Below are 17,982 nucleotides of genomic sequence, written 5' to 3' on the forward strand. Positions count from 1 at the left end.
TCCGGAGCGTGAAAGGCACCGGAAGCGGCGCCCGCGACCGGCTGCCCGCGACGGCTGTCGTACCCCACCGGTACCGTCGGATCATGGCTCGACAGGCGGGGAACTCCCCGGGCGAACGGCACCTCGCCGTGCTCGAAGGCGTGCTGGAGAGAATCACGTACGCCAACGAGGAGAACGGCTACACGGTCGCCCGGGTCGACACCGGAAGGGGCGGCGGGGACCTGCTCACGGTCGTCGGCGCGCTGCTCGGCGCCCAGGCGGGCGAGTCCCTGCGCATGGAGGGCCGCTGGGGCTCCCACCCGCAGTACGGCAAGCAGTTCCACGTCGAGAACTACACGACCGTCCTGCCGGCCACCGTCCAGGGCATCCGCCGCTATCTGGGCTCCGGGCTGGTCAAGGGCATCGGGCCGGTCTTCGCCGACCGGATCACGCAGCACTTCGGCGTGGACACGCTCCGGATCATCGAGGAGGAGCCGAAGCGGCTGATCGAGGTGCCGGGGCTCGGCCCGAAGCGGACGAAGAAGATCGCCGACGCCTGGGAGGAGCAGAAGGCGATCAAGGAGGTCATGCTCTTCCTCCAGACCGTCGAGGTGTCGACGTCGATCGCCGTGCGGATCTACAAGAAGTACGGCGACGCGTCCATCTCCGTCGTCAGGGAGCAGCCGTACCGGCTCGCCGCCGACGTGTGGGGCATCGGCTTCCTCACCGCCGACAAGATCGCCCAGTCGGTCGGCATCCCGCACGACAGCCCGGCGCGGGTGCAGGCCGGCCTCCAGTACGCGCTGTCGCAGTCCGCCGACCAGGGGCACTGCTACCTGCCGGAGGAGCGGCTGATCGCCGACGCCGTCAAGCTGCTCCAGGTCGACACCGGGCTCGTCATCGAGTGCCTCGCCGAGCTGTCCCGGCCCCCGGAGGACGGCGCCGATCCCGGTGTCGTACGGGAGAAGGTGCCCGGGCCCGACGGCGCCGGGGAGCCGGTCAGCGCCGTGTATCTGGTGCCCTTCCACCGCGCGGAACTGTCCCTGTCCGCCCAGGTGCTGCGGCTGCTGCGCACGGACGAGGACCGCATGCCGGGGTTCCGGGACGTGGACTGGGCCAAGGCGCTGGGCTGGCTGAGGTCGCGCACCGGCGCCGACCTCGCGCCCGAGCAGGAGGCGGCGGTCAGGCTGGCGCTGACCGAGAAGGTCGCCGTGCTCACCGGCGGTCCGGGCTGCGGCAAGTCGTTCACCGTCCGCTCGATCGTGGAGCTGGCCCGGGCCCGGCGCGCCAAGGTGGTGCTGGCCGCCCCGACCGGCCGCGCGGCCAAGCGGCTGGCGGAGCTGACGGGTGCGGAGGCCTCCACCGTGCACCGGCTGCTGGAGCTGAAGCCCGGCGGTGACGCGGCGTACGACCGGGACCGGCCGCTCGACGCCGACCTGGTGGTCGTGGACGAGGCGTCCATGCTGGACCTGCTGCTCGCCAACAAGCTGGTGAAGGCCGTGCCTCCCGGAGCGCACCTGCTGTTCGTCGGGGACGTGGACCAGTTGCCGAGCGTGGGCGCCGGGGAGGTGCTGCGGGACCTGCTCGCCGACGGCGGTCCGGTCCCGGCCGTGCGGCTCACCCGGGTCTTCCGGCAGGCCCAGCAGTCCGGGGTGGTCACCAACGCGCACCGCATCAACGCGGGCCTGCATCCGCTCACCGACGGGCTGAAGGACTTCTTCCTCTTCGTCGAGGACGACACCGAGGCCGCCGGACGGCTCACCGTCGACGTGGCCGCACGGCGGATTCCCGCCAGGTTCGGGCTGGACCCGCGCCGGGACGTACAGGTGCTCGCGCCGATGCACCGGGGCCCGGCGGGCGCCGGCGCGCTCAACGGGCTGCTCCAGCAGGCCATCACGCCCGGCCGGCCCGATCTGGCGGAGAAGCGGTTCGGCGGCCGGGTCTTCCGCGTCGGCGACAAGGTCACCCAGATCAGGAACAATTACGAAAAAGGGAAGAACGGTGTCTTCAACGGCACCGTGGGTGTCGTCACCTCGCTCGATCCGGTCGACCAGCGGCTGACGGTGCTGACGGACGAGGACGAGGAGGTGCCGTACGAATTCGACGAACTGGACGAACTGGCCCACGCGTACGCGGTGACCATCCACCGCTCCCAGGGCAGCGAGTATCCCGCGGTGGTGATTCCCGTCACGACGGGGGCATGGATGATGCTCCAGCGGAACCTGCTGTACACGGCGGTCACCCGGGCCAAACGCCTGGTCGTCCTCGTCGGTTCACGCAAGGCGATCGGGCAGGCGGTGCGCACGGTGTCGGCCGGACGGCGCTGTACGGCCCTGGATTACCGGCTCGGCGGGAAATGATCGATCAAATGAGTCGTGAAGGTCACAGAGCACTTCCCGACGGCCCCGCAAGGGGGCAGGATGAGCAGGTTGGCGGCACTGAGTGCCGCCAATAGGCCCAATGGTCGACCCCGAGTGCACTCTCCTGAGCCAAATGGGGGATGGTAGAGACAGTCAGGGCACCTCGAAGATGAGGCACTACGTCGGTGAGGGAAGACGTGAGCGACAACTCTGTAGTACTGCGGTACGGCGACGGCGAGTACACCTACCCGGTGGTCGACAGCACCGTCGGCGACAAGGGCTTCGACATCGGGAAGCTCCGCGCCCAGACCGGTCTGGTGACCCTGGACAGCGGGTACGGCAACACGGCCGCCTACAAATCCGCGGTCACCTACCTCGACGGCGAGGCGGGCATCCTCCGTTACCGCGGTTACCCCATCGAGCAGCTCGCCGAGCGCTCCACCTTCCTTGAGGTGGCGTACCTGCTCATCAACGGCGAACTGCCCACCGTCGACCAGCTGACGGCGTTCAAGAACGACGTCACGCGGCACACGCTGCTGCACGAGGACGTCAAGAACTTCTACCGGGGCTTCCCGCGCGACGCGCACCCGATGGCCATGCTGTCCTCGGTCGTCTCGGCGCTGTCCACCTTCTACCAGGACAGCCACAACCCGTTCGACGAGAAGCAGCGCGACCTGTCCACGATCCGGCTGCTCGCCAAGCTGCCGACGATCGCCGCGTACGCGTACAAGAAGTCGATCGGCCACCCGTTCGTCTACCCGCGCAACGACCTCGGCTACGTCGAGAACTTCCTGCGCATGACGTTCTCGGTGCCGGCCGACGAGTACGAGCCGGACCCGGTCGTGGTGTCCGCGCTGGACAAGCTGCTCATCCTGCACGCCGACCACGAGCAGAACTGTTCGACCTCCACGGTCCGTCTGGTCGGTTCCTCGCAGGCCAACATGTTCGCGTCGATCTCGGCCGGCATCAACGCGCTGTGGGGCCCGCTGCACGGCGGCGCCAACCAGTCGGTGCTGGAGATGCTGGAGGGCATCCGCGACTCCGGCTCCGACGTCGACACCTTCATCCGCAAGGTGAAGAACAAGGAGGACGGCGTCCGGCTGATGGGCTTCGGCCACCGGGTCTACAAGAACTTCGACCCGCGCGCCAAGATCATCAAGGCGGCCGCGCACGACGTCCTCTCCGCGCTGGGCAAGGAGGACGAGCTCCTCGACATCGCCCTGAAGCTGGAGGAGCACGCGCTGTCCGACGACTACTTCGTCGAGCGCAAGCTCTACCCGAACGTCGACTTCTACACCGGTCTGATCTACCGGGCCATGGGCTTCCCGACCGAGATGTTCACGGTCCTGTTCGCCCTGGGCCGGCTGCCCGGCTGGATCGCCCAGTGGACCGAGATGATCAAGGAGCCCGGCTCCCGCATCGGCCGTCCGCGCCAGATCTACACGGGTGTGGTCGAGCGCGACTTCGTGCCGGTCGAGGAGCGCTGAACCCACCGGACGCGGGGGGCCTGTCCGTCCGGACGGGCCCCGAGCGGGCGGTGAACAGAGCGGAAGAAAAGCGGAAGGCGCCCCGAGTCGCCGGTCCCCCCACGGGCCGGCGACCAGGGCGCCTTCCCATGTCCCGGTGCGGATTCCCCCCACGGGATCCGGCCGGGCGCTTGGAGAGGACAGCGCCTGAATTCGCTGTCTGAGCACAGGCGGGCGGAACCCGCCGTGCTCCAGTGATGCGGTGCGATCTGCCGGGACAGCGCACGCTGGGAGGGCCGCTCAAAGCTACCCGGTGTACGTGCCCCGGCAACGCTCCCTCAGGCCCGCGCCTCACGGCCGGGCAGGAGGGGTACCCCCATCCGGGAAAGTCCCCCAAGACATCCCCGGAAGCCAGTCAGCGCCCCCCAAGACGCTGGTCTGACATCGCCAACTTAGACCTTCGAACCCCTTCGATGGTTACGTTCGCATCACTGTGATGTGCGTCTCTTGCATATGTCCCTTACGTACGCAAGAGCCCCGATAGCGAAATCGGGACCCAAGCGTAAGGATGATGCGCGAGCCTTGTGAAGAGCTTATGTGAGGCGCGCGCCGGACTCCAGGGGTGACGGAAGATCCGTCCCGGTAATCGCGGATCTCACCGGAAGGTCCGCAGCCGCAGGCTGTTGGTCACCACGAAGACCGAGGAGAAGGCCATCGCCGCCCCGGCGATCATCGGGTTGAGCAGTCCGGCGGCGGCCAGCGGCAGCGCGGCGACGTTGTAGCCGAAGGCCCAGACCAGATTGCCCTTGATGGTGGCCAGCGTGCGGCGGGACAGCCGGATCGCGTCCGCGGCCACCCGCAGGTCGCCGCGGACCAGCGTCAGGTCACCGGCCTCGATCGCCGCGTCCGTGCCGGTGCCCATGGCCAGGCCCAGGTCGGCGGTGGCGAGCGCGGCGGCGTCGTTCACCCCGTCGCCGACCATCGCCACGGCCCGCCCCTCGCCCTGCAGCCGCCGTACGACGTCCACCTTGTCCTCGGGCAGCACCTCGGCGAACACCTGCGCGGCGTCGATGCCGACGCTCCGGGCGACGGCCTCGGCGACCGTGCGGTTGTCCCCGGTGAGCAGCACCGGCGTCAGGCCCAGCCGGCGCAGCTCGCGGACCGCCTCGGCGCTGGTCTCCTTCACCGTGTCGGCGACGGCGAGGACCCCGCGGGCCCGCCCGTCCCAGCCCGCCACGACGGCCGTACGGCCCTCCCGCTCGGCCGCGCGCGCCGCGCGGGCCACCTCCTCGGGCAGCTCGTCGTACAGACGCCCCACGGCCACCTCACGGCCGTTCACGCGCCCGCGTACGCCCCGTCCGGGCACGTTCTCGAAGTGCTCGACCGCGGGCAGGGCCCCGGCCCGCTCCTCGGCGCCGGCGGCGATCGCGCGGGCCACCGGATGCTCGGAGGCGTGCTCCAGGGCGCCGGCGAGCCGCAGCAGCTCCTTCTCGTCCTCGCCGTCGGCAACGTACACCGCTTGCAGGCTCATCCGGCCGGTGGTCACCGTGCCGGTCTTGTCGAGGACGACCGTGTCCACGCGGCGGGTGGACTCCAGCACTTCCGGGCCCTTGATCAGGATGCCGAGCTGGGCGCCGCGCCCGGTGCCGACCATCAGCGCGGTCGGCGTGGCCAGGCCCAGTGCGCACGGGCAGGCGATGATCAGCACGGCGACGGCGGCCGTGAACGCGGCGCCGGTGTCGCCGGTGACGCCCAGCCAGACGCCGAAGGTGCCGAGCGCGATGAGGATGACCACCGGCACGAAGACGGCGGAGATCCGGTCGGCGAGCCGCTGCACCTCGGCCTTGCCGTTCTGCGCGTCCTCCACCAGCTTCGCCATCCGGGCGAGCTGGGTGTCCGCGCCGACCCGGGCGGCCTCGACGACCAGCCGGCCGCCGGCGTTGACCGTGGCGCCGGTGACCCGGTCGCCGGGGCCGACGTCGACCGGCACCGACTCGCCGGTCAGCAGGGAGGTGTCCACCGCGGAGATGCCCTCCACGACCGTGCCGTCGGTGGCGATCTTCTCGCCGGGCCGGACGACGAACCGGTCGCCGACGGCCAGGGACGACACCGGCACGCGCACCTCGCGGCCCGCGCGCAGCACCGCCACGTCCTTGGCGCCCAGCTCCATCAGGGCCCGCAGGGCGGCGCCGGCGCGGCGCTTGGAGCGGGCCTCCAGATAGCGGCCGAGCAGGATCAGCGCGACGACCCCGGCGGCGACCTCCAGGTACAGGGTGGAGGCGCCGTCCATGCGGGAGACGGTGAGGCGGAACGCGTCGTGCGTGCCGCGGGCGCCCGCGTCGCCGAAGAACAGGGCCCACAGCGACCAGCCGAACGCGGCCAGCGTGCCGACCGAGACGAGGGTGTCCATGGTGGCGGCGCCGTGCCGGAGGTTGGTCCAGGCGGCCTGGTGGAAGGGCCGGCCGCCCCAGACGACGACCGGCGAGGCCAGGGTGAGCGAGAGCCACTGCCAGTTGTCGAACTGCAGCGCGGGGATCATCGCGAGCAGGACCACGGGCGCGGCGAGCAGCGCGGAGACGAGCAGCCGCTGCCGCAGGGCGCCGAGTCCGGCGCCGTCTTCCGGGGTGTCCGGCGCGGCCTCGGGCGCGGGCCGCGGCGGCGGGGGTTCCTCGGCGGTGTAGCCGGTCTTCTCCACGGTGGCGATCAGGTCGGCGACCCGGACGCCGTCGGCGAAGGTGACCTTGGCCCGCTCGGTGGCGAAGTTCACGGTGGCGCTCACGCCGTCCATGCGGTTGAGCTTCTTCTCCACCCGCGCGGCGCAGGAGGCGCAGGTCATCCCGCCGATGAGCAGGTCGACCTGCTCGGTGCCGCCGGTCGCGGCCGCGGTGCTGGCGGTGGTGCTGGTCATGTCCGGACTCCAGACATCGGACCGGGCCGTACGGATCCAGTATGAGCTGGTCGGCACGGCCCGGTCGGGGACGGGACGGGGGTCCTGCTCAGGCCTGGCCGGCCAGTTCGAAGCCGGCCTCGTCGACGGCGGCGCGCACGGCCTCCTCGTCGAGCGGGGCGGCGGAGACGACGGTCACCTCGCCGGCCGACGCGACGGCCTTGACCGAGGTGACGCCCGGGAGCTGGGAGATCTCGCCGGAGACGGAGCCCTCGCAGTGGCCACAGCTCATGCCGGTGACCTTGTAGACGGTGGTGACGGTGCCCTGGGTGCTGGTCTGCCCGGTCATGTCGTTACTCCTCGTCGTGGCGTGTGGGGTCGACGGGTACCCGGAGGTGGCCCGACCTCTCCACTCTATACCCCCAGGGGGTACTTATCCAACGACGGCCCGCGGGCCGGGTCGCCCGGTCAGCCCCGGCGTCCGCGGTTGCCGGGGCGGGCGGCCGCCCAGGCGCGGACGGTGTCGGCGTACCAGTAGGGTCTGCCGCCCTCCACGTGGTCGGGCTCGGGCAGCAGCCCGTGCTTGCGGTAGGAGCGCACGGTGTCCGGCTGCACCCGGATGTGCGCCGCGATGTCCTTGTAGGACCAGAGCCTTCGGTCGGTCATGAACGGCACCTCCCTGCGCGCGCCGCGGCGGCGGCCGGGGCGCTGTGTCGGTGATCACCCAGCCTGTGCCCGGTGGGCGACGCACAGTGACCAGGGGAGGGGATCTGTCGACCGGATGTGACCGGAGCGCCATACAGGTGTGACAGACGTGACGGAACGCGGGTTTTCGTGACACAGCCGTCACAAGGGGCAAGCGTGAGAGAAGGGGTGGCACCGGTATCCGGACGAGGGTCGTCCGAATGTCCGGACAAAGCATTGACAGGGTTCGGCGTACGGGGCTAGAAAGCCGGGGGAGCCATGACGAAGGGAAGCCGATGGCCTACGACCTGATCACCATGGGGCGGATCGGGGTGGACCTCTACCCGCTCCAGACCGGCGTCCCGCTCGCCGAGGTCGCGTCCTTCGGCAAGTTCCTCGGCGGGTCGGCGGCGAACGTCGCGGTCGCCGCGGCCCGGCTCGGCCGGCGCACCGCCGTGATCACCCGCACCGGCGACGACCCGTTCGGCACCTACCTCCACGAGGCGCTGCGCGGCTTCGGCGTCGACGACCGCTGGGTCGCCTCCGTGCCCCGCCTGCCCACGCCGGTCACCTTCTGCGAGGTCTTCCCGCCCGACGACTTCCCGCTCTACTTCTACCGGCAGCCCAAGGCCCCCGACCTGGAGATCGACGCCGGTGAACTGGACCTGGACGCCGTCGGCGCGGCCCGGATCTTCTGGGTCACCGGCACCGGCCTGAGCGAGGAACCCAGCCGTACGGCGACCCTCGCGGCCCTCGCCCACCGGGCCCGCACCGGCACCACCGTCTTCGACCTGGACTGGCGCCCCGCGTTCTGGGCCGACCCCGATACCGCCCGCCCCTTCTACGCCGAGGCCCTGCGCCACGCCACCGTCGCCGTGGGCAACCTGGACGAGGTGGAGGTCGCCACCGGACTGCGCGCACCGCACGCCGCCGCCCGCGCCCTGCTGGCCGCCGGGCCCGAACTGGCCGTGGTCAAGCAGGGACCCAAAGGCGTCCTCGCCGTCAGCCGGCAGGGCGAGTGCGCCGAGGTCCCGCCGCTGCCCGTCACCGTCCTCAACGGCCTCGGCGCCGGCGACGCCTTCGGCGGCGCCCTCTGCCACGGCCTGCTGGCCGGCTGGGACCTGGAGACCGTCATGCGGCACGCCAACGCGGCCGGCGCCATCGTCGCCTCCCGGCTGGAGTGCTCCTCCGCCATGCCCACCGCCGACGAGGTGGCCGCCGCGCTGGCGGCCGGAGCCGTGCTGTGAGGGCCGGCCGGGTCGCGGGCACGCACACGGAGGGCGGGGACGGGGACACCGCGCGGCGGCCCCGGGTCGACGTGGCCGAACTCGTCCGCGTCCGCGCCGCCCGTCCCGAGGCGATCGCCGAGGCCGCCGCCCGCCGGGCCCGCCGCCCGCTGCTGGACGGCGGCGGCCGGCTGATGATCGTCGCCGCCGACCACCCGGCCCGCGGCGCCCTCGGCGTCGGCGACCGCGACCTCGCCATGGCCAACCGCGCCGGCCTGCTCGAACGCCTCTGCCTCGCGCTGTCACGGCCCGGCGTCGACGGCGTCCTCGCCTCCGCCGACATCCTGGACGACCTGCTCCTGCTCGGCGCCCTGGAGCACAAGGTCGTCATGGGCTCCATGAACCGCGGCGGACTGCACGGAGCCAGCTTCGAACTCGACGACCGGTTCACCGGCCACCGCCCCGAGGACCTCGAACGGCTCGGCTTCGACGCGGGCAAACTGCTGCTGCGCCTCGACTACACCGACCCCGGCTCCCTGACCACGCTGGAGTCCGCCGCCCGCGCGGTCGACGCCATGGCCGCGCGCCGGCTGCCGGTGTTCGTGGAGCCGTTCATCAGCCGCCGCGGGCCCCAGGGCGGCCCGGTGAACGACCTGTCCGCCGAGGCGGTCACCCGGTCCCTCGCCATCGCCTCCGGGCTCGGAGGTTCCTCGGCCTACACCTGGCTGAAGGTGCCGGTCACCGAGAACCCCGACGACATGGCCCGCGTGATGGAGACCTCCACCCTGCCCGCCGTGCTCCTCGGCGGCGACGTCGGGGACGACCAGGAGGCGGCGTACGAGAAGTGGCGTAGCGCGCTCCGCCTGCCCACCGTGCGCGGCCTGGTGGCCGGCCGCTCGCTGCTGTATCCGGCGGACGGCGATGTGGCCGCCGCCGTGGACACCGCCGTAGGACTGCTGTGAGGGCCGTATGACCAGTACCGACCTGCATCTGCCCAGGGGCGCCGCCGCGCACGGCCGGTACGCCGTCGACATCGGCCCCGAGACGGCCGGCTGGACCTACAGCAGCCTGCGCGTGGTCGCGCTGGCACCCGGCGGCAGCCATACGTTCACCACCGGCGGCAGCGAGTGGATCGTGCTTCCGCTGGACGGCGGATGTACCGTTCGAATCGAGCAGGACGAGTTCCAACTCCTGGGCCGGGAGAGCGTGTTCGCGGACGTCTCGGACTTCGCGTACGCCCCCCGGGACGCCCGGGTCCAGATCGCCTCCGGCGCGGGAGGCCGCTTCGCCCTGGCAGGAGCGAAGTGCGAGCGACGACTCCCCGCCCGCTACGGCCCCGCGCCGGAGGTCCCCGTCGAGCGGCGCGGCAGCGGCGGCTGCGCCCGCACGGTGCGCAACTTCGCCGCCGCGGACTCCTTCGACTGCGACCGGCTGATCGCCGTGGAGGTGGTCACGCCGGGCGGCAACTGGTCGTCGTACCCGCCGCACAAGCACGACGAGCACCGGCCGGGCGAGGAGTGCGAGCTGGAGGAGATCTACTACTTCGAGATCGAGGGCCCGGACGGTCTCGGCTACCAGCGGGTGTCCCCCTCGCGCGCGGGCGGCGCCGACGTCCTCGCCGAGGTCCGGTCCGGCGACGCCGTCCTCGTCCCCGACGGCTGGCACGGCCCGTCCGTCGCCCAGCCCAGGCACGACATGTACTACCTGAACGTCATGGCGGGCCCGGGCCCCACCCGGGAGTGGCGGATCCGTTTCCACCCGGACCACACGCGGACCACAGGGGGCTACCGATGACCGTCCGGCTGACCGTCGCCCAGGCACTCGTCCGCTTCCTCGCCGCCCAGTACACCGAACGCGACGGCGCCCGGCAGCGGCTGATCGGCGCCACCTGGGGCATCTTCGGGCACGGCAACGTCGCCGGCATCGGCCAGGCGCTGGTCGAGTACGCCGGCGTGATGCCGTACCACCAGGGCCGCAACGAGCAGTCGATGGTGCACGCGGCGGTCGGCTACGCCCGCCAGTCCAACCGCCTGTCCGCGCACGCGGTCACCACGTCCATCGGCCCGGGCGCCACCAACCTGGTCACCGGCGCCGCCCTCGCCACCGTCAACCACCTGCCGGTGCTGCTGCTGCCCGGCGACGTCTTCGCCACCCGCCCCGCCGACCCGGTCCTGCAACAGCTGGAGGTGCCGTACGCGGGCGACGTGTCGGTCAACGACACCCTGCGCCCGGTCTCCCGGTACTTCGACCGCCTCACCCGGCCGGAGGCCCTGATCCCCGCGGCGCTCCAGGCGATGCGGGTCCTCACCGACCCGGTGGAGACCGGCGCGGTCACCCTGGCGCTGCCGCAGGACGTCCAGGCCGAGGCCCACGACTGGCCGGAGGAGTTCTTCGCCGAACGGGTGTGGACCGTCCGGCGGCCCGGCGCGGACCCGGCCGAGCTGGCGGCGGCGGTACGGGCCGTGCGCGCGGCCCGCCGGCCGCTGGCCGTGGCCGGCGGCGGCGTCCACCACAGCCGCGCCGAGGCGGCCCTCGCCGCGTTCGCCGAGGCCACCGGCATCCCGGTCGCCTCCACCCAGGCCGGGAAGGGCTCGCTCCGCTACGACCACCCGCAGGACGTCGGCGGCATCGGCCACACCGGCACCGCGACCGCCGACGAACTGGCCCGCACGGCGGACCTGGTGATCGGCGTCGGCACCCGCTACACCGACTTCACCACCGCGTCCGGCACCCTCTTCGCCCACCCGGACGTCCGCTTCCTGAACCTCAACATCGCCCCCTCCGACGGCCACAAGCTGGCCGGTATCCCGCTGGTCGCCGACGCCCGCGGCGGCCTGGAGGCGCTGACCGGGCGGCTGCGGACGCACGGCCACCGGGTCGCCGGCTCCTACGTCACCGAGTACACCGAGGCCAAGGCCCGCTGGGAGCGGCGCGTCGACGCCTGCTTCGCGGCCCCCGATCCCGCCGTACGCCCGACCCAGCCGCAGGTCATCGGTGCGCTGGACGCGCTGGCGGACGAGTCCGACATCATCGTGGGCGCGGCCGGCTCGCTCCCCGGCGACCTGCACAAGCTGTGGCGGACACGGTCGGCGGACCAGTACCACCTGGAGTACGGCTACTCCTGCATGGGCTACGAGATCCCGGCCGCGCTGGGCGTGAAGCTGGCCGCACCGGAGCGGAACGTGTGGGCGCTGGTCGGCGACGGCAGCTATCTGATGATGCCGACGGAGATCGTGACCGCCGTGCAGGAGGGCGTCGCGGTCAAGGTGCTGCTCGTGCAGAACCACGGGTACGCCTCGATCGGCGGGCTGTCGGAGGCGGTGGGCGGCGAGCGGTTCGGCACGGCCTACCGCTTCCCGGCCGCGGACGGCACGTACACCGGCGCGCCGCTGCCCGTGGACCTCGCCGCCAACGCGGCCAGCCTGGGTATGCGGGTACTGCGCGCGCGGACCGTCGGCGGCCTGCGGGCGGCGCTCGCCGAGGCCCGCGCCGCCGGCACCGCCACATGTGTCTACGTGGAGACCGAAACGTCCGACACTGTGTCGGGCGCGCCCGCCGCCGAGGCCTGGTGGGATGTTCCCGTGGCCGAAGCCGCGACCCGGCCGTCCGCGGTCAAGGCCCGTGAGCTGTACGAACGGCACGTCTCGACCCGGCGCCGCCATCTGTAGAAGGAGTCTTAGGGCATGACGAAGATCGTCAACCACTGGATCGGCGGAAAGACCGCCGAGGGCGCGTCGGGCACGTACGGGCCGGTCACCGACCCCGCGACCGGCGCCGTGACCACGAAGGTCGCGTTCGCGTCCGTGGAGGAGGTGGACGCGGCGGTCGCGGCCGCCAAGGACGCCTTCGCCGCCTGGGGCCGGTCCTCGCTGGCCCGGCGCACCTCCATCCTCTTCCGGTTCCGGGCGCTGCTCGACGCCCACCGCGACGAGATCGCGGAGCTGATCACCGCCGAGCACGGCAAGGTGCACTCCGACGCGCTCGGCGAGGTCGCGCGCGGCCTGGAGATCGTGGACCTGGCCTGCGGGATCAACGTCCAGCTCAAGGGCGAGCTGTCCACGGAGGTCGCCGGCCGGGTCGACGTGGCCTCGATCCGCCAGCCGCTCGGCGTGGTCGCCGGCATCACGCCGTTCAACTTCCCGGCGATGGTCCCGATGTGGATGTTCCCGATCGCCATCGCCTGCGGCAACACCTTCGTGCTCAAGCCGAGCGAGAAGGACCCGTCGGCCTCCGTCCGGATCGCCGAGCTGCTCTCCGAGGCCGGGCTGCCCGACGGCGTCTTCAACGTCGTCCACGGCGACAGGACGGCCGTCGAGCGCCTGCTGGAGCACCCCGACGTCCGGGCCGTCTCCTTCGTCGGCTCCACCCCGATCGCCCGCCACATCCACGCCACCGCCTCCGCCCACGGCAAGCGGGTGCAGGCGCTCGGCGGCGCCAAGAACCACATGCTGGTCCTGCCGGACGCCGATCTGGACGCGGCGGCCGACGCGGCGGTGAGCGCGGCCTACGGCTCCGCCGGCGAGCGCTGCATGGCCATCTCGGCGGTCGTGGCGGTCGGCTCGATCGGCGACACGCTGGTGCAGAAGATCCGCGAGCGCGCCGAGAAGATCAAGATCGGTCCGGGCGCCGACCCGGAGTCCGAGATGGGCCCGCTGATCACCAGGGCGCACCGGGACAAGGTGGCGTCGTACGTCGCGGGCGCCGCCGACGAGGGCGCCGAGGTCGTGCTCGACGGCACCGGCTACACCGTCGAGGGCTTCGAGGACGGCCACTGGATCGGCATCTCGCTGCTGGACCGGGTGCCGACCACCGCCAAGGCGTACCAGGACGAGATCTTCGGCCCGGTGCTGTGCGTGCTGCGCGCCGGCACCTACGAGGAGGGCCTGGCGCTGATCAACGCCTCGCCGTTCGGCAACGGCACCGCGATCTTCACCCGGGACGGCGGCGCCGCGCGCCGCTTCCAGCTCGAGGTGGAGGCCGGCATGGTCGGCGTGAACGTGCCGATCCCGGTGCCGGTGGGCTACCACTCCTTCGGCGGCTGGAAGGACTCGCTCTTCGGCGACCACCACGTCTACGGCAACGACGGCACGCACTTCTACACCCGCGGCAAGGTCGTCACCACGCGCTGGCCCGACCCGGCCGACGCCCCGGCGGGCGTGGACCTGGGCTTCCCGCGCAACCACTGAGCCGCCGCCCGTCCGCACCCGCCCGGAATCAGCCGTCCGCATAGCGGACGGCTGACATTTTTTTGAAACCTTCGCTGCGGTTCCCGTTCAGTGCGGACGAATCGGATGACGAAGGGGTTGCCGGTAGATGGCCTTTGAAAGCAAGGTCACTTCCGGTTTGGGCTTGATGGATGCACCTATGGGGCGTAACGGCCTGGGAAAGTGATGGAGCGGCAGGTCGACCGGACCTGCGGATTCCGAAGGTATTCGGCCATTGACGTGGCGCTTTTCGTCGGGGTTCGCTATGCAGCGCCGGGAGCGGATGAGACGAACGTACGACGATCCGCCGGAGGCGATAGCGCTCCCGAGCCCCACCCTCACCTCGCACGAGTCGATCGGAACCGCCGCATGACCGACACGCCCCACAAGTCCGTGGCCGACCCCGCCTCAGCCCCCGCCCCGGGGCTGAAGCGATCCATCGGTGTCGTGGGCGGCACCCTGCTGACACTGTCGTGCGTCACGCCCGCGTCCACGCTCTTCGTGGTGGTCCCGGACCTGTTCGGCTCCCTCGGCACCGCCACCGCCCTGACGATCGCCATCGGCTCCCTGCTCTGTATCGCGGTGGCGTTCTGCTACTCCGAGCTGGGCACCCTCATCCCCAGCGCGGGCGGCGAGTACGCCATGGTCTCCACGATGGCCGGACGGCTCGCGGGCTGGCTCGTCTTCGTGCTCTCCCTGCTGGTCGTCATGATCGTGCCCCCGGTGATCGCGATGGGCACGGCGGACTACCTGGCGCCGCTCGTCCACCTCGACCCGTCCCTGACCGGCGCCGGCGTGATGCTCCTCGCCACCCTCGCCGGCCTGCTCGACCTGCGCGCCAACGCCTGGATCACCGGTGTCTTCCTGGTCCTGGAGGTCATCGCCGCCGGGGTCGTCGCCGTGCTGGGCTTCTCGCACAGCCACCGCGGGGCCGGCAGCCTGGTCTCGATGCAGGTGGCCGGCGCCCACGGCCACGCCGACACCGTGACGGCCATGCTGGTGGTCTCCGGACTCGCCATCGCCCTGTTCATCACCCAGGGCTTCTCCACCGCCGTCTACCTCTCCGAGGAGCTGGAGAACCCGCGCCGCAACGTCGCCCGCACGGTCCTCGCCACCCTCGCCATCTCCACCGTGGTCATCCTGGTCCCGGTCACCGCCATCACCCTGGGCGCCTCCGACCTCACCGAGCTGACCGGCGGCGACATCAGCTCCATGGTCACCGCCTGGTCCAACTCCGCGGTCGGCACCTTCGTCAGCCTCTGCGTGGCCCTGGCCATCATCAACGCGGGCATCGTCATGGTCATCCAGAACTCCCGCGTCCTGTTCGCCTCCGCCCGCGACAAGGCCTGGCCCGGCCCGGTCAACACGGTGTTCTCCCGGCTCGGCCGCTTCGGCTCCCCCTGGGTCGCCACCCTCGCCGTCGGCATCCCCGGCGCGGTGCTCTGCTTCGTCAACCTCGACACCCTCTACGGCGTCACCGGCGTCTCGGTGACCGGCATGTACCTGCTGGTCGCGGTCGCCGCCCTGCTCGCCCGCCGCGGCTCCCACCGGCACACGCCCGCCTGGCGGATGCCGCTGTGGCCCGCCGTGCCGGTCCTGCTCATCGCCGTCCTGGCCTACATCCTGACCCAGCAGGAGACGGACTACCTGCTGTGGACCGGCGGCATCACCGCCGTCGCCACCCTCTACTGGGCCCTGTACCTGCGCCCCCGCCGCGACACCCGCTGGCTGGTCTCGATCCCGGAGGACACCCAGATCCCCGAGGAGACCCACCCGGCCGGCTCCGCCCCGCTCCCCACGGCCACGCCAGTCCCGGGGGCCGCGCAGGCCTAGTAGGGCTTCGGGGGCCCGGGGGCCGCGCAGGCCCAGTAGGGCTTCGTCGGGTCCGGGTCCTGCCGCTCGACGCCGGCCTGAGCAGCGCCACCGCTGCCTGAGCGGCGGTCACTCCGCACGGAAAACGGCCCTCCGGGCGGCGTTGCAGCCGCCCGGAGGGCCGTTCGCTTTCAGCAGGGGAGAGTCGACTTGCCCGCGGCGCCGGTCGCGCCGGTGACGCCGTCAGCGGTCAGTGTGGCAGCGGTGCCGTTACCGCCGGGCTTGCCGGGGCACACCGGACTGGCGGCCCCGCCGGCCCCGCCCGTGCCGCCCTTGTGGGTGCCTCCGGCCGTGGAGGCGCCCCCGTTGCCGCCCTTGCCGCCGGCGATGCCGGTACCGGCGTTGCCCACGCCGCCCACGCCGCCCTTGCCGCCGGTGCCGCCGAGAGAGGCGGCGCCGCCTGATCCGCCGCTGCCGCCGTTGCCGTTGGCTCCGCCCGCGCCGCCGGCACCGCCCGCGCCGCCGGTGCTTCCGGTGCCGCTGCCGTTGCCGCCGTTGCCGCCGTTGCCGCCGTTGCCGTTGGCGCCGGCGGCTCCACCGGTGCCGCCGAGGCCACCGATGCCGCCACCACTGCCCACGCCGTTGACGCCGTTCACACCGGGGAGGCCGAGGACACCGAAGGCGCCATGGGCCCGGGCGCCGTGCCCGCCGGCCGGGGCCGAAGCGGATGCGAGGGTGGGGGTGGCGGCGAGGCCGACGACGGCGATCGCGGCGACCAGCACGGTCCGCGGGACGGAAGCTGTGCGCTTGAAGCGCATGAGGTACGCCTTTCGGTTTGTGCAGTCGAAGATATTCTCCGACTGACACATGCGCAGCCTAGGCCGGTCCGGAGCGGTTTGCGCCGCACGCGCGGTAAAAACTTCCGCATTGGCTGGATCGGTCAGAATCCGGCTTTGAAAGCGTGTACAGAATTGGGTCTTCTGGCGATTTTCTCGCGTTCTCGGGATATTCTCCGGTGCGCTGCCGAAACGAGTGGCCGACGGGGCCGGGGCCGCGTGCGCGAAGGAACCGGCGAGGTAGGGCTCCCGTACGTGGTCGCGGTGACAGGGTGTCACGTGGCACGCCGGACCGACCGGGTTTTCGCACGGAGCGGCCGTCCCGCGGTCGCCCCGTGCTTCCCCTGGCCTTTTTCTGTAATTTTCCCTCCGCACCCACTGAACCGATAATCGCTTTTCGGGGCGTACAGTGAGCGTCGACTGCTCTGCGGTCCCCGGTGACCGTTCCCAACGGAAATTCCAGAGTTCTCGGCTGGATTTTCACCGGCCCTTGGCAAGAGGCGCCTCATGCGTAGTGTCCGCACCTTCGTCCTCCTCCCCGCGACAGCGCTTCTGACCGTCGGCGCGGGCCTGCTCCTGCCCGCCGACGCGCAGGCGCAAGCCGACGCGGTGGCCTGCACCGAAAGCGCACTCGTCACCGCGGTCACCACCACCAACGCCGCCGGCGGCGGAGTCATCACCCTGGCCGGAGGGTGCACGTACACCCTGACCTCCGCGCACGCGAGCGACCTGGTGAACGGTGCCGACGGCCTGCCGCACATCACCACCGCCATCACCTTCGAGGGCAACAACAACGTCATCACCCGCTCGGGGGCCGCCGACTTCCGCATCCTGCGGGTCTCGTCCACCGGGAACCTGACCCTCAAGGGCGTGACCGTGAACAACGGTTCCGCCAACGGGCTGCTGGGCCTGCTCCCCGGCAACGGCGGCGGCATCCTCAACCTCGGCGCGCTGACGCTCACCAACAGCGCCGTGACGAACAGCAGGGCCACCGGCACCGGTGGCGGCGTCCACAACGGCAGTGGTGCGGCGGCGACCTTCACCGGCAGCACCTTGTCCGGCAACACCGCGGCCGGCAACGGCGGGGCCCTGTACAACACGGCCACCGCCACACTCACCAGCAGCACCGTCAAGGGAGGGAACAAGGCCGCCCGCGGCGGGGGCATCGCCTCCGTGAACGGCATCCTCACGGTGACCAGCACCCCGGTCACCGGGAACATCGCGCTCGTGGCAGCCGGCGGCGTCTACCGCCAGTCCGGGACCATGACGATCACCGCCTCGTCCATCTCCTCCAACGCACCCGACAACTGCACCAGCAGCGTCCCGGCCGTACCGGGTTGCGTCGGCTGACCGCACCCTCCCCGCCCGGGGCGAGCCGAGTCCGGTCCTGCCGCTCACCCGCAGGTCCGGACTTCGCCTCGCGGCCGCGGCGACCTAGTACTGCAACGGTGCTTGCTGTGACTGATGGCCAGGTCAGTCGTTGGTGTGGTTATGGGTGGGGACCTTTCTGATGTCAGGTTGTGGGCGG

Annotated in this window: 13 protein-coding genes; 9 read left to right on the top strand and 4 right to left on the bottom strand. The window is 71.9% G+C overall.

The features are described from left to right. Positions 1-83: 83 nt before the first annotated feature. Together recD2 and ACZ4SV_RS27870 are read left to right on the top strand one after the other, a co-directional pair. A complete protein-coding gene (recD2, locus tag ACZ4SV_RS27865) occupies positions 84-2,339 on the top strand; it encodes an SF1B family DNA helicase RecD2 (RefSeq protein ID WP_397947274.1) in 2,256 nt (751 codons plus the stop codon). Positions 2,340-2,536: 197 nt separating this feature from the next. Next, the gene (locus ACZ4SV_RS27870) at positions 2,537-3,826 is read left to right on the top strand and encodes a citrate synthase (protein WP_397939719.1); all 1,290 of its coding nucleotides are present in this window, start codon (positions 2,537-2,539) and stop codon (positions 3,824-3,826) included. A 634-nt stretch (positions 3,827-4,460) separates the two neighbouring features. On the opposite strand, the gene ACZ4SV_RS27875 is transcribed toward ACZ4SV_RS27870, so the two are convergent. From ACZ4SV_RS27875 to ACZ4SV_RS27885, 3 genes are all read right to left on the bottom strand, one after another. After that, a complete protein-coding gene (locus ACZ4SV_RS27875; RefSeq protein ID WP_468007329.1) occupies positions 4,461-6,713 on the bottom strand; it encodes a heavy metal translocating P-type ATPase in 2,253 nt (750 codons plus the stop codon). Between the two features lie 88 nt (positions 6,714-6,801). Beyond that, positions 6,802-7,041, bottom strand: coding sequence for a heavy-metal-associated domain-containing protein (locus ACZ4SV_RS27880; protein WP_468007331.1), 240 nt, complete (start codon positions 7,039-7,041; stop codon positions 6,802-6,804). A 119-nt stretch (positions 7,042-7,160) separates the two neighbouring features. After that, positions 7,161-7,358, bottom strand: a complete 198-nt coding sequence (locus ACZ4SV_RS27885; RefSeq protein ID WP_365871475.1) for a helix-turn-helix transcriptional regulator — start codon at positions 7,356-7,358, stop codon at positions 7,161-7,163. Positions 7,359-7,672: 314 nt separating this feature from the next. Here ACZ4SV_RS27885 and iolC point away from each other — a divergent pair, with 314 nt between their 5' ends. The 6 genes from iolC to ACZ4SV_RS27915 all read left to right on the top strand — a co-directional run bounded on the left by iolC (position 7,673) and on the right by ACZ4SV_RS27915 (position 15,639). Beyond that, the gene (gene iolC / locus ACZ4SV_RS27890; RefSeq protein WP_397939721.1) at positions 7,673-8,623 is read left to right on the top strand and encodes a 5-dehydro-2-deoxygluconokinase; all 951 of its coding nucleotides are present in this window, start codon (positions 7,673-7,675) and stop codon (positions 8,621-8,623) included. 71 nt (positions 8,624-8,694) lie between these two features. Then, complete coding sequence (locus ACZ4SV_RS27895; protein ID WP_468007356.1) at positions 8,695-9,564, top strand: Cgl0159 family (beta/alpha)8-fold protein; 870 nt, start codon at positions 8,695-8,697, stop codon at positions 9,562-9,564. Between the two features lie 7 nt (positions 9,565-9,571). After that, positions 9,572-10,396, top strand: coding sequence for a 5-deoxy-glucuronate isomerase (gene iolB, locus ACZ4SV_RS27900; protein ID WP_468007333.1), 825 nt, complete (start codon positions 9,572-9,574; stop codon positions 10,394-10,396). Continuing rightward, the gene (gene iolD, locus ACZ4SV_RS27905; protein ID WP_468007335.1) at positions 10,393-12,270 is read left to right on the top strand and encodes a 3D-(3,5/4)-trihydroxycyclohexane-1,2-dione acylhydrolase (decyclizing); all 1,878 of its coding nucleotides are present in this window, start codon (positions 10,393-10,395) and stop codon (positions 12,268-12,270) included. Before iolB ends, iolD begins: the two co-directional genes overlap by 4 nt. Before the next feature lie 15 nt (positions 12,271-12,285). Beyond that, entirely contained in the window at positions 12,286-13,788 is a 1,503-nt protein-coding gene (gene mmsA, locus ACZ4SV_RS27910) for a CoA-acylating methylmalonate-semialdehyde dehydrogenase (protein ID WP_468007337.1), read from the top strand. Positions 13,789-14,175: 387 nt separating this feature from the next. Next, positions 14,176-15,639, top strand: coding sequence for an APC family permease (locus tag ACZ4SV_RS27915; RefSeq protein WP_468007339.1), 1,464 nt, complete (start codon positions 14,176-14,178; stop codon positions 15,637-15,639). 170 nt (positions 15,640-15,809) lie between these two features. Here ACZ4SV_RS27915 and ACZ4SV_RS27920 read toward each other — a convergent pair whose 3' ends face one another. Then, positions 15,810-16,436, bottom strand: coding sequence for a hypothetical protein (locus ACZ4SV_RS27920; protein ID WP_468007341.1), 627 nt, complete (start codon positions 16,434-16,436; stop codon positions 15,810-15,812). Positions 16,437-16,961: 525 nt separating this feature from the next. Here ACZ4SV_RS27920 and ACZ4SV_RS27925 point away from each other — a divergent pair. Then, positions 16,962-17,804: a hypothetical protein gene (locus ACZ4SV_RS27925; RefSeq protein WP_468007343.1), complete on the top strand. Its 843-nt coding sequence runs from the start codon at positions 16,962-16,964 to the stop codon at positions 17,802-17,804. Positions 17,805-17,982: the final 178 nt, after the last annotated feature.

Source organism: Streptomyces sp. NPDC027672, assembly GCF_055566335.1.

Coding starts and splice junctions, on each gene's coding strand:
- ACZ4SV_RS27875 (WP_468007329.1), bottom strand. CDS start 6,713: ATGACCAGCACCACCGCCAGCACCGCGGCCGCGACCGGCGGCACCGAG.
- iolC (WP_397939721.1), top strand. CDS start 7,673: ATGGCCTACGACCTGATCACCATGGGGCGGATCGGGGTGGACCTCTAC.
- ACZ4SV_RS27920 (WP_468007341.1), bottom strand. CDS start 16,436: ATGCGCTTCAAGCGCACAGCTTCCGTCCCGCGGACCGTGCTGGTCGCC.
- ACZ4SV_RS27880 (WP_468007331.1), bottom strand. CDS start 7,041: ATGACCGGGCAGACCAGCACCCAGGGCACCGTCACCACCGTCTACAAG.
- mmsA (WP_468007337.1), top strand. CDS start 12,286: ATGACGAAGATCGTCAACCACTGGATCGGCGGAAAGACCGCCGAGGGC.
- ACZ4SV_RS27915 (WP_468007339.1), top strand. CDS start 14,176: ATGACCGACACGCCCCACAAGTCCGTGGCCGACCCCGCCTCAGCCCCC.
- recD2 (WP_397947274.1), top strand. CDS start 84: ATGGCTCGACAGGCGGGGAACTCCCCGGGCGAACGGCACCTCGCCGTG.
- ACZ4SV_RS27925 (WP_468007343.1), top strand. CDS start 16,962: ATGCGTAGTGTCCGCACCTTCGTCCTCCTCCCCGCGACAGCGCTTCTG.
- iolB (WP_468007333.1), top strand. CDS start 9,572: ATGACCAGTACCGACCTGCATCTGCCCAGGGGCGCCGCCGCGCACGGC.
- ACZ4SV_RS27885 (WP_365871475.1), bottom strand. CDS start 7,358: ATGACCGACCGAAGGCTCTGGTCCTACAAGGACATCGCGGCGCACATC.
- iolD (WP_468007335.1), top strand. CDS start 10,393: ATGACCGTCCGGCTGACCGTCGCCCAGGCACTCGTCCGCTTCCTCGCC.